General features: G+C 70.1%; 7 protein-coding genes and 1 tRNA gene. 4 read left to right on the top strand and 4 right to left on the bottom strand.

The window, feature by feature from the left end; all coding sequences use genetic code 11:
- Positions 1 to 125: 125 nt before the first annotated feature.
- Positions 126 to 199: transfer RNA gene (locus tag P3L51_RS32030), tRNA-Ala, on the top strand.
- Positions 200 to 425: 226 nt separating this feature from the next.
- On the opposite strand, the gene P3L51_RS32035 is transcribed toward P3L51_RS32030, so the two are convergent.
- The 3 genes from P3L51_RS32035 to P3L51_RS32045 all read right to left on the bottom strand — a co-directional run bounded on the left by P3L51_RS32035 (position 426) and on the right by P3L51_RS32045 (position 5962).
- The gene (locus tag P3L51_RS32035; protein WP_354608840.1) at positions 426 to 839 is read right to left on the bottom strand and encodes a CU044_2847 family protein; all 414 of its coding nucleotides are present in this window, start codon (positions 837 to 839) and stop codon (positions 426 to 428) included.
- Positions 840 to 952: 113 nt separating this feature from the next.
- Positions 953 to 5161, bottom strand: coding sequence for an nSTAND1 domain-containing NTPase (locus tag P3L51_RS32040; RefSeq protein WP_354608841.1), 4209 nt, complete (start codon positions 5159 to 5161; stop codon positions 953 to 955).
- A 189-nt stretch (positions 5162 to 5350) separates the two neighbouring features.
- Positions 5351 to 5962, bottom strand: a complete 612-nt coding sequence (locus P3L51_RS32045) for a DUF998 domain-containing protein (protein WP_354608842.1) — start codon at positions 5960 to 5962, stop codon at positions 5351 to 5353.
- Positions 5963 to 6092: 130 nt separating this feature from the next.
- Between P3L51_RS32045 and P3L51_RS32050 the strand changes: the two genes are divergently transcribed.
- Together P3L51_RS32050 and P3L51_RS32055 are read left to right on the top strand one after the other, a co-directional pair.
- The gene (locus tag P3L51_RS32050) at positions 6093 to 7592 is read left to right on the top strand and encodes a short-chain fatty acid transporter (protein ID WP_354608843.1); all 1500 of its coding nucleotides are present in this window, start codon (positions 6093 to 6095) and stop codon (positions 7590 to 7592) included.
- Positions 7593 to 7640: 48 nt separating this feature from the next.
- Positions 7641 to 8825: a winged helix DNA-binding domain-containing protein gene (locus P3L51_RS32055; protein WP_354608846.1), complete on the top strand. Its 1185-nt coding sequence runs from the start codon at positions 7641 to 7643 to the stop codon at positions 8823 to 8825.
- Between the two features lie 55 nt (positions 8826 to 8880).
- On the opposite strand, the gene P3L51_RS32060 is transcribed toward P3L51_RS32055, so the two are convergent.
- A complete protein-coding gene (locus P3L51_RS32060; RefSeq protein ID WP_354608844.1) occupies positions 8881 to 10131 on the bottom strand; it encodes a cytochrome P450 in 1251 nt (416 codons plus the stop codon).
- Between the two features lie 175 nt (positions 10132 to 10306).
- Here P3L51_RS32060 and P3L51_RS32065 point away from each other — a divergent pair, with 175 nt between their 5' ends.
- Positions 10307 to 10813, top strand: coding sequence for a DUF5949 family protein (locus P3L51_RS32065; protein ID WP_354608845.1), 507 nt, complete (start codon positions 10307 to 10309; stop codon positions 10811 to 10813).
- The last annotated feature ends 460 nt before the right edge of the window (positions 10814 to 11273 follow it).

Here is an 11273-nt window from a genome sequence, read left to right on the forward strand (position 1 = left end):
GCGGCCGGACCCCGCTGTTCGACCAGTACGACGAGGACGACCGCCCCCGCGCCGCCAACGAGTGACCGGCGCGGAACGGATTTCCAAGCAGCCCGACGGGGGTGCTAAAGTTTCATTCATCGCAAGGGCCTGTGGCGCAGTCTGGTAGCGCACCTCGTTCGCATCGAGGGGGTCTGGGGTTCAAATCCCCACAGGTCCACCGCGGGGCCGTTCACGAGTTAGCTCGTAGGCGGTTTACGAATCCCGCCCGATCACTTTGATCGGGCGGGATTTCGTCGTTTCCGGGGCTCGTTGGGAGCTCTGGGTGCGTGTGGCGGGGTGGTCCCCGTGTCCGATGTCGGCACCACAGACGGATGCGACCCCGGGCTCAAGGAGATCGTGGCGTTCGCCAGGCCGTGACTGAGCTCCCGTGACCACGGATTCGCTCAGGAGAGGGCCCCGGTGGGCTGATGGTCGTCGGCGCGCGGCGCGGGCGAGGCGGTCGCCGGGCTCCAGGTGGCGGTGACCGTCAGGTGGGCTTGGCCGTTGCCGTTGACGATGCCCAGCTTCAGATCCTGGCTGAGTTGCACGCCGAACGTGACGGCGATCTCGGTGGGCGGTGTGGGCACGGCGCTCACGGCGTCGTGGACCTCCTGGACCAGGGGGCCGAGCGGCCTGAGCGTGCCGCGCAGCGCGTTGGCGGCTACGGCGGCGACAGCCGCCCCTCGCCGACCCACAGGGATGACGGGGCCGAGACCATCTGCCGAGCCGTCGTCCCCGAAGGCGGGTTGGCCTGCGTCCGCGAGCAGGAAGCGAACCGTAGTGCCGTCGTCGAGGTGGTAGTTCTCTGAATCGGTCATGGGAAGGATTGTGCGGAAGGGGCGCCCGGGAAGGCCGGGCGGAGAGCAACTCGGTTACAGGATCGTGGCAGATGGGGCTCGGCGGGGAGGCCGGCGCCCGCCCCACGCTCCGGTCAGGAGCAGGGCGGCTCGGACGGGGTTCCCTTCGGGAGGAGCTTGCGCTCGGCCTTGGTGTAGTCGCGGCCGGCGGCGGCGCACAGTGTCCGGAACTGGGCTTCGGGGCGGAGGTCGAAGGTCCGGCGTCCGGTGCTGTTGTCGATGAGCAGTTGGTGCCCTCGCGTGATCATCGCCGTCGTGTCGGTGATCTCCCCGTTGGCCCGCGTCGCGGCCAGTGTGATGGTGGAGCCGTCTGCCAGGTCGTGGATCTTGATCAGGCCCTTGCTCGCGTCCGTGAAGTACGTGACGAGGCTGCCGTCCGGCGCGAACCCGATCAGATTGTTCGTGGACGCGGTGGACACCTCTCCCGGCGAGAGTTTCCCGCGGTCGACGTCCCACACACGAACCTGTCCGTCGGAGTTCTGCACGGCGAGGCGCGAGCCGTCGGGAGTGAAGACGAGTCCGCTGCTCAGCGAATCCTCCGTATACGGCACACGGATGGGCGGTCCCGGCAGCATCGCGACCCGTCGCGGAGCGCGGACATCCCACAGCAGGATCTCGCCGCGACCACTTCCCGCCCTGGTCACGAGGGCGACCTGTCCGGGGTGCCCGGGGCGGCGCACGAGCTGGCCGTATGTGAAGAGATCTCCGAGGGGACCGTTGGAGTTGGGCCCGCGGTGGGCGAGAAAAGGCTGAGTGAGTACGGTCCCGTCGGCGGCGTCGAGGCGCGCCAGTGTCCCGTTCTCGGTCAACAGGACGATCTCACTCCCCTGCACTCCGACGACGCTGTCGACCTTTTCCCGCTTCTGCGCCTCCTGAGGGAGCGGCACACTCCGGCCGAGGTCGGACACCGCATAGGAGCGGTGCAGGCCGGTCTCGCGCCCCCACACCACGACCGACTGTGAGTCGGCGGTCCACGTGACCATCCAGTCGTCGTTCTGCGTCCGGGCCGAAATCTTCACCGACCGCAGGACTGTACGGGAGGCATCCATGACCTCGAGGGTCTTCTCGGCGACCCTGGCGATGGAGCGCCCGTCAGGCGCCAGCGCGTACTTGCCGCCCTGAGAGTTGCCGGCCTGGAACCGTTCCTTGCCCGACCGCTCGGCGCGCACAGCCATCAGCGCCGTGCCGACGGGTACGACAACGGTCAGACCGCCATCCTTGCGTGGCACCGCCGCGACACCCGTGTACCCGGAGTCGCTCGAGGTGGGCAGGCGAGCGCGGTACACCTGCCCGGTACGCGCATCGGCCAAGGTCGACTCGACATACCCTCCCTCGACTTCCTCGTCAGTTCCTTCGACGCTGTAATTCCCCGTGGCATCGGCGGACCTGCCGATATTGGGTATGGCGATACTCGGGCCGGCCGTGCGGCCGAGTGTCTGGGAGTACGACTGTCCGCGCGCGAACGTGATCGCGACTTCGCCTCCGGCTCCGAGAGTCGGGGAGGCGGAGGAAGCCTCGCCGGGCATCGAGCCCGGACTGTAGAGCCGACGTCCGGTGGCCAGGTCCTTGACCTCGACCTGCCGTGTGACCCCCTCCCACCGGGTCACCGCCACCGTGCCCGGGTCCTTGGTGAAGGCCGCCTCGGCCACCCTGTAGTCGGCCACGAGACCGTCCGCGACGGGCAGCCGGTCACCGGAGGGCACTTCCCATGCTTCGGCGAAAGCCGGGACACACCGCCCGGCGTCGTTGTGGCACTCCACAGTGCTGTCGTACATCGTCAGCAGCAGCCGCTTCCCGTCGCTGCTGAAGTCCAGGGTCCCTCCGGTCTGTTCGGCGATCCGGTGTTCCCCGCGGTTCAGGACGACGGGATCATTCGGGCTGCTCAGCCGCCACAGCCGAACCGTGTCCGCCGCGGCCACGGCAAAAAGGTCCCCGTCGGGGCTGATGGCGGTCGCGACATCGCCGGTGGAGACTCCGCCGAGCTTCGTGGTCCGGATTTTTCCCTCAAGGGCGCCTGTGACCACGGTGAACGTCCACCGATTGCCGCCGGACGGCTTCGAGACCACCACGAGAGTACGCCCGTCCGGTGTGGCGTCCATGCCCCTGACCTGGCCCTTCCACACGGACGGAGACGCGCCCACCAGGTATTGCCCCCGCGCGTACTGGTGCATCAGCGCATCGCGGGTCTTCGGGGTCTGCTGGGTGTTCCACGCGGCCAGGGCCAACTGCAGCGCGGTGGCGGGGTTGCTGTCGGGGGTGTCGTCAGCGGCCTGTGCCAGCAGCCCCGCGGCCTGGGCCCGCAGGTGTTGCTCGGTCTGTTCAAGGCTCTGCCGGGTGGAGATCGCCAGTACGACGGCAAGCACAGTGAGAACGGCCAGCGCGCCCACGGCGGCCTGCTTGAGGCGGGCCCCGCGTCGTGAGTGGCGGAGGCTGAGCAGGATGTATCCGCGCTCGTCGGCGGAGATGTCGTCAGGGTGCGCGGACAGCCGGCGACCAGCTTCCGCGAGATCGGTTCCGCTCAACAGGCGGGCCGACTCGAGCCGTTGTATGTGCCACCGCCGCAGGTCGGCCCGCAGCTGTTCCTGCCAGGCGCGGAAGTCCCGGGAGTCGGCCAGCCACTGCTGAAGGCGCGGCCAGAGCTGTGTCAGCGCCTCGTGTGCCAGATCGACGATCTCCTCGGCACCGCCCGGGGTCCGGGACAGGACAAGGAGCTTGCTCGGTACCAGCTCCCTTGCCAGGTCGATGAGTTCGGGAGCCAGATTGGCGACACGGGCGGGACGACGGCGGAAGGAGTCCCCGTCAGGCCGGGCCAGTTGCACGAACAGCCGTCGGGCACAGATCTGTTGGGTCCGGGTCAGTGCGTCGAGTGTGTCGTCGGCGTATCCGACAAGGGCCCCCGCCACGCCCTCCAGTTCGTCGTACGCGGCATGCGTCAGCATCGACCGGCTGCGATGCTCCCACAGCTTGGTCAGGGCGAACTGGACCAGAGTCATCCGTCCGGGCTCGTCGCCCGCGTCTGCGACGATCCGCTCCGGCAGCCCCGGCTCGAACCACAGCCCCGGTACGGCATCGACGGGTGCGGTCACCGCCCGCGCCAGGTCCTCGGCGGCCAGCGGCGCGAGGAACTCCACGGCGTCGCTGATCAGATCGGATGTATCGGCCGTGACCAGCGCGTCGAGGGAATCGGGCCGCGCCGTCGCGACGACCCGCAGTACCTGCGCGCCGTCCTTGCCCGCCAAGGCGGCAAGGAATCCGAACAGATCGCGGGCAGCGGCCGCGTCGGCACCCGCGTACTCCTCGAGCTGGTCGACAAAAAGTACCTGCCCGGCACTCTCCGCGCGGGCGAGGATCCTGCCGCGCAGCTCGGCCGGCACATCGTCGCGGGTCTCCAGGAGCCCTGCCAGTTCCTCTGCCTTGGCGAGCCGGTCGATCTCGTCGAGCTCCGGCTCCAGAACCCCCATCAGCGCCCGCGCCAGCACCGCGGAAGCCCGTACTCCGGGCACGGGGCGCAGCTCGGACACACCCATCTCCTCGGCCCGGAGGCGGGGCAACACCCCGGCCCGCACCAGGGACGACTTCCCGCACCCCGAGGGCCCCACGACCAATGTCACCGGCCGCCTGCCGACGGCCTTGTGCACGCGGGCGGTGTCGCTGTCGCGTCCGTGGAAGAACTCCGCGTCGTCCTCCGTGAACGCTGCGAGCCCCTGGAACGGGCAGCGTGGCCGCAACGTCTCCTCGTCGACCAGCTCGGCCGACGGCAGCAGGTACGCAGTGCGCTCGCCCCGGTGCGCGGCGACCGTCATCCCGACGACACCATCCTGCGTGTCGTCCCAGACCGCCGACCCGCTGAACCCTCCCGAGATCCGCGGCCCCGGCTCCTGCGCCTCCATCTGCACCCAGCCCGAGCCCTGCCCCGCCCGCAGCGTGCCCGAGGCCCATACGCCGTGATCGGCGCCCGCCGGGTAGCCCAGCGCCCGGAACGTGTGGCCCCAAACGCCGGTCCCGTCGACCAGGCGCACCGGCCGCGCGCCCTCGATCGCCGTCTCCAGCCGCAGAAGGGCGACGTCCTGCCCGCCACGCCGCCACGACACCACGACCGCTCGCACCCTCGGGCGGCCCTCCAGCAGCGGAAAATCGAGATCCACCGCCCCGCTGGGAGCTTCCTCCGTACTCTCCGGCACCCCGAGCGCCCTGGCCACGACATGGGCACAGGTACACACCACATCGGCGCCAACGAGGAACCCGGCACCGACCACCTCGCCCTCGATCGTGCGGACTCGCACCTGCGACGCCTCGAGCACGTCGTTCCCCCGCGCCGCGGCCATGGACTCCCCCGGTCTCCGACTTGCCTCCTGCTATGCCTCGGACCAGCATCCTCGGACCAGCCGCCTCACACAACTCACCCTTGATCAGAAGCGGTTGGAGATGCGCACCTGCGGTGCCGCAGCAGGGGTTCCCGTCCTCACCGCCCGTCAGGACTCCGTCGGCAAGGGCCCGCCGGGGCCGGCCCATACGCGGCAGGAGACGGCCACCACCAGTGGCCACACGGCCTGGACGAAGGTCACCACCCGTTCCGCGACGCCCGGTGACTGCCCGCTCCGCAGCTCGAACACGAACCACACCGCGCAGAGGCACATCAGCGTGCTCGCCACGACCGACACCTTGAACCGGAGCCCCCACGGCACCGGGCGCCTCCGGCGGTTCGTGGCCAGCGCGGGCCACACCGCGAGCAGTACGAAGCCGGTGGCGGCCACCGCCCCGTGGGCCAGCTGCCCACCGCTGAGGGGCGCCGGCACCAGGGTCAGGATCATCGCCGCGAGCCCTCCGCCGGCCAGGGCGAGGCGCCCGGGGAGCGCCGCCTCGCGCAGGCCGTGCGCCGTGGCCATGTAGCAGGCGCCGAGCACGAGCAGTATTCCCGTCATCAGCCAGTAGCCGCGGGCGCCGTAGGACGCCAGGATGCTGAGCGTTTCCACGGCGGGGTTGTAGGCCGGTCCTTGCAGTACCTGCGCGATGGCCGAGGCACCGACCAGGAGCAGAGGGGCGCCCCCCGCGGAGAGGAGAACCCACCAGGGGGCACGTCGCATCAGCCCACCGTAAACAGCGCCCGCCCTCTCTTCCCGTTGACACACCATCACCTGAACCAACCCGCCCCCGTACCCGTGCCTCCTGTACAAGATCCGCGGCACAGGCCGCCACCCCCACAGGAGATTCCCCATGGCCACGGCGCCCCCACGACAGCCGGAACCGCAGGCGGCCCCGAGCGGCGGTCCGGAGGGCAAGGACAACTGGCTCGCGCGCATGGCGTTGCGCTTCACCGCGTTCACCGAGAAGTGGCTGCCCGACGCGCTCGGATTCGTCCTCGTCGGTACGTTCGCGGTCTTCGCACTCGGACTCGCCACCGGGGAGGGGCTGTACGGACGGCCCGACGACCCCGCCGACACCGCCGGGTTCGGGCTGGTGGACGCGTGGGGACAGGGGTTCTGGTCGCTCATCACCTTCACGCTCCAGATGGCGATGATCATCATCGCGGGGTACGCGGTCGCCGTCTCCCCGCCGATGAGCCGGCTGATCGCCAGGATCGCGCGCGTGCCCCGTACCCCGCGCGGCGCCATCGCGTTCACGGCCGCCGTCGCGATGGGGACCGCGTACCTCAACTGGGCCTTCAGCCTGATCTTCACCGCGATCCTCGCCAAGGAGACAGCCCGCCGTATCCAGGGCGTGGACTACCGGGCGCTCGGCGCGATGGCCTTCCTCGGGCTCGGGACCGTCTGGGCGCAGGGGCTGTCCGGGTCCGCCGCGCTCCAGGTCGCCAGCGAGGCGTCGAGTCCGCCCGCGGTCCAGGAGGTCATCGCGGACGGGCGCGGCGGCAGCGGGCTCATCCCGCTCACCGAGACCATCTTCCTGTGGCAGGGCATGGTCGCCACGGCGATCATCTTCGTCATCGCCGTCGTCATGGCCTGGTTCCTCTCCCCGTCCCCCGAGCGCGCGAAGACCGCGGAGCAGCTCGGTATCGAACTGGGCCCGAGCGTCGCCGAGAAGCGCGCGGAGACCCGGCGCGGCCGGCCGGGGGAGTGGATCGAGTACAGCCCCGTCTTCGCGATCCTGCTGTTCGCGCTCGGCGTCTGGTACCTCGTACGGCACTTCGCCCTCGCCGAGGGCGACCCGCTCAACGCGCTCGACCTCAACACCGTCAACCTCATCCTGATCCTGCTGGCCCTCATCCTGCACTGGCGCCCCGTCCGTCTCGCCCAGGCCGTCAAGGAGGGCACGCCCGCGGCCTCGGGCGTCCTCCTCCAATTCCCCCTCTACGGCGGCATCTTCGGGATGATCGCCTTCACCGGACTGAGCAAGACCATCGCCGGCTGGCTGGTCTCGGTGTCGAACGAGTTCTTCTATCCGGCCTTCATCGGGATCTACAGCATGGTCCTCGGTGTCTTCGTGCCCAGCGGCGGCAGCAAATGGGTCATCGAGGCGCCGTACGTCCTGGAGGCGGCCAACCAGCTCCAGGTGAACCAGGGCTGGATGGTCGTCGTGTACGACCTCGGCGAGGCCAGCGCCAATCTGCTCCAGCCGTTCTGGATGCTGCCCACGCTGACGATCCTCGGTCTCAAGGCGCGCGACATCATGGGCTACACCTTCGCCATGTTCCTCGCCTGTTTCCCCGCGGTGCTGATCCTGGTGACCCTCTTCGCCCGTACGCTTCCCTTCCCGTAGGGAAGAGGGACGGCTCAGGGCGCGAAGGAGTGGGCGGACGTGCGGCGTATCGACGTGGCGGAGCGACGGGCCAGGCTCGGTGTACGGCATCGGCTGGCGGTCGCCGCCCGCGCGGACGGTCCCGTCGAGGTGGCCCGCGACCTCGTGGCGCTGCACAGCACCGACCCGACCTCCGTGTACGTCGCCACATGGGCGCGGATGAACGGTGGTGCGGTACGGGACGTCGAACGCGCCCTGTACGAGGACCGCTCCCTCATCCGGCTCCTCGGCATGCGCCGTACCGTCTTCGTCACCTCACTCGACGTGGCCCCCGTGATGCAGGCGGCCTGCTCGCACGCGGTGGCCGCGCGCGAACGCCGCAAGCTCCTCGGGTTCCTGGCCGCCTCGGGGGTCGCCGACGACGCGGCGGGCGTACGGGAGTGGCTGGCCGAGACGGAGGACATCGCCGTGCGCGCGCTCGCCGCACGGGGCGAGTCCACGGCCGCCGAACTCGCCGGCGACGACGCCCGCCTCAGTACGAAGGTCGTGCTGTCGCCCGGCAAGGACTACGAGGGCACCCAGAAGGTCGCCAGCCGACTGCTGCTCCTGCTCGCCGCCGAGGGCCGGGTGGTACGCGGCCGGCCGCGCGGCTCGTGGACCTCGCACCAGTACCGCTGGGCGCCGCTGACCGACTGGTTCCCCGGCGGCCTCGCGCCCTGGGACACCCACCGCGCGGAGGAGGAGCTGGCCCGGCGCTGGCTGCGGGCGTTCGGGCCCGGCACGGCGGACGATCTGCGCTGGTGGGCGGGGTGGACGAAGACGCAGGTCAAGCGGGTACTGACGGAACTGAAGCCGGTCGAGGCCGATCTCGGCGGCGGCGCGACGGGTCTGCTCCTGCCCGACGACCTGGCGCGGACCGCGCCGCCGGAGCCCTGGGCCGCGCTGCTGCCGGCGCTCGACTCCACACCGATGGGCTGGCACGAACGCGGCTGGTTCCTCGGCGACCACGGTCCGCGCCTCTTCGATAAGGTCGGCAACATCGGCCCCTCGCTGTGGTGGGACGGCCGCGTCGTCGGCGGCTGGGCGCAGGACAGGAGCGGCGAGATCGTGTGCCGCTTCCTGGAGGACGTCGGCGCGGACGCGGAGGCGGCGGTACGACGCGAGGCGGAGCGCCTCGCCGTACCTCTGGGCGAGGTCAGGCTCAGCGCCCGCACACGGGGCCGTACCTGGCTGGAGGACGAACTGGCGGGCTAAGGGCCGTAGTCCCCGGCGGGCGCGCGCCGATCCACCGGGGACCAAGGGACAGCTCTTAGGCCCTGTCAGCCGTTCCCGCGAACGCGCACGGCATCGAGCGGACCCGGTTGTCGAAGTTCGACGGCACCAGCACCGGCGCGCCCACGGTGCGCAGTTCGGGCGATCTGGTCAGCAGCTCCCGGAAGAGCGCCTTCATTTCCTGCTTCGCCAGGAACGTGCCCAGGCAGTAGTGCGGCCCGCCGCCCCCGTACCCCACATGCGGATTGGGGCCGCGGGTGATGTCGAAGCGGTCCGGGTCGGTGAAGACCGACTCGTCGCGGTTGGCGGAGGCGTAGAACAGCACCACCCGGTCACCGCGCCGGAAGTCGTGGCCGTTCATCCGGTGGTCCTGGGTGAGCCTGCGCCGGAACTGGATGATCGGCGTCGAGTGGCGCACGATCTCCTCGACGGCGCCGTCCGCGTACCGGTCGAAATCGCTGAGCAGCAGGGCCCGTTGGTCCGGATGGTCGGTCAGCAGGGACATGCCGTGCGCGATGGCGTTACGCGTGGTCTCCACGCCGGCGACCATCAGCAGCGAGAAGAACGAGCCGAGCTGGCGGCCGTTCAGCGACTGGCCGTCGATATCGGCGTTCACGAGCGCGGAGATGAGATCCCCGGTCGGATTCCTGCGCCGTTGCCTTCCGAGTTCCGCCACCATTCCCTGCATGGACGCCAGGGCGCGAAGGCCCTTGCCGGGTACGCGAATTCGCTGCCGCAGCGTGCGCGCCACACCCGTTTCGACGGACGCTCGATTCACCTGTGCGAGGATCGACGGGCGCTCCTTCTCGGGGATACCCATCAGATTGCAGATGATTTCGAACGGCATACGTGACGCGACCGCAGTGACGAAATCCGCCGGACGCTCCCGGAGCATGTCGTCCACAATGCGCGTCGCCACCGAGCGGACATCTTCCTCCGTCGCGGCGAGAATGCGGGGAGTGAAGGCGCGGGAAACGATCCGCCGCAGTTGGGTGTGGTGCGGCTCGTCGAGATTGACCAGGGACTCCCCGAACAGCGTCCGCACCCAGCGGGCCGGTTCCGGAGTGGTGACGCCGGGCGCGCTGCCGAACACCTGCGCGTTGCGGCTGGCCTCCACCACATCCGCGTGCCTGACCAGCGCGTAGAAGCCCCGCTCCGGTCGCAGTCGGCCCCCCGGCCGCTCCACGAAGTACCGCGGCGCCCCGGCGGCGCGGAGCCGGGCGAAACCCGCCAGCCTTTCGGAATGCGGTAGTTGCCAGAACGAGGGATCGGCGAGATTCGGCGTCATTGTTCATTCCTTCCGTGGCTTCGAGCTTCCCACGGCCGACCGGACATCAGCGTGCGCCGAACGTAGGGCAGACGGGGGTATCGAACGACCGCTTTCGCACAGGGGGGCGAATGCTCCGCCACTCGGGTGACGCGAACTCACCCATGGCGCCAACGGGCCGCTACTGTGCCGAAGCATGACCTCTACCAACACCGCGCAGGGAAGCCCGCAATACGCTCCTCTGCTGGGCACCCTCACGGTAATTCCCTGGACCAGCGAGCCCTCCGGCGGCGAGCGCAACCCGCCTTTCCTGCTTGCCTATTCACTCGGCGACGGCCGTGACGGCGCGGAGGCCGGGGAACAGGCGATGCACGCCGTCATCAAGGAGGTCGGTCTCAGGACCGGCGCCGATCTGATCGATGTGGCCACGTCGCCCAACGTCCCGATCACGCTGCTGGTGCAGGCCGGGCGGGCCGTACTGACCATGCCGTATCTCAAGGCGCAGTGCGCCGTTCCGCCGGAGTGGGAAGAGGACGCGCGGGAGACGGGCGGGGTGTACTTCATCATCGCCACTCAGCCGTGGCCCGAGGGCACGCCCGGCAGGCCGGTGAGTGAGGAGACGCTGCGCGCCTTCGTCGGCGACGAGGCCGTACTGACCGGAGCCGCGCACTGCCTGGTGCCGGTGAGCAGCCTGCGCGGCTGAGCACGCCCTCGCAGGCCCGCGGGCCCGCGTCCCGGTCACCCGCCGTTCGCGGGCACCGTACGTCCCGCGGCGCCCCACTCCCGTACCAGAGCGCTGTAGATGGGAGTGGGGATCGGCGCGGCGGTGGGCGGCGGTGGGGTCGGCGGAGCGGGCGTGGGAACCGCTTCGGCACGGAGCTCGGGCACCGCTGAGAGGCGCTGCCATCGGGGTGCTCGGACGGAGTTCATGCTCTGGCAACGCCGTACTCGACTCCGGAGTCACTGTGCACGGCGTGTCGCGGGGGACAGCCGAAACGCTACTTCGAATACCTGACCGAACCGGTGGAGTGGACACCATGACAACAGCATTGATCGACAACGCGTCGTCGTCCGACGCGGACAGGTACGAGGACGAGCCCGCGCGGGACGGTTCGCGCCGCATCGGGGCGGGGCGGGTGCTGGCGTGGTTGTTGGTGGTGACG

This window comes from Streptomyces panacea, from assembly GCF_040560175.1.
GTDB classification, from domain to species: Bacteria; Actinomycetota; Actinomycetes; order Streptomycetales; family Streptomycetaceae; genus Streptomyces; species Streptomyces panacea.

What these genes read in the sequence shown, in the direction of transcription:
- P3L51_RS32035 (WP_354608840.1), bottom strand. Translation starts at nt 839, where the DNA reads ATGACCGATTCAGAGAACTACCACCTCGACGACGGCACTACGGTTCGC.
- P3L51_RS32065 (WP_354608845.1), top strand. Translation starts at nt 10,307, where the DNA reads ATGACCTCTACCAACACCGCGCAGGGAAGCCCGCAATACGCTCCTCTG.
- P3L51_RS32045 (WP_354608842.1), bottom strand. Translation starts at nt 5,962, where the DNA reads ATGCGACGTGCCCCCTGGTGGGTTCTCCTCTCCGCGGGGGGCGCCCCT.
- P3L51_RS32060 (WP_354608844.1), bottom strand. Translation starts at nt 10,131, where the DNA reads ATGACGCCGAATCTCGCCGATCCCTCGTTCTGGCAACTACCGCATTCC.
- P3L51_RS32050 (WP_354608843.1), top strand. Translation starts at nt 6,093, where the DNA reads ATGGCCACGGCGCCCCCACGACAGCCGGAACCGCAGGCGGCCCCGAGC.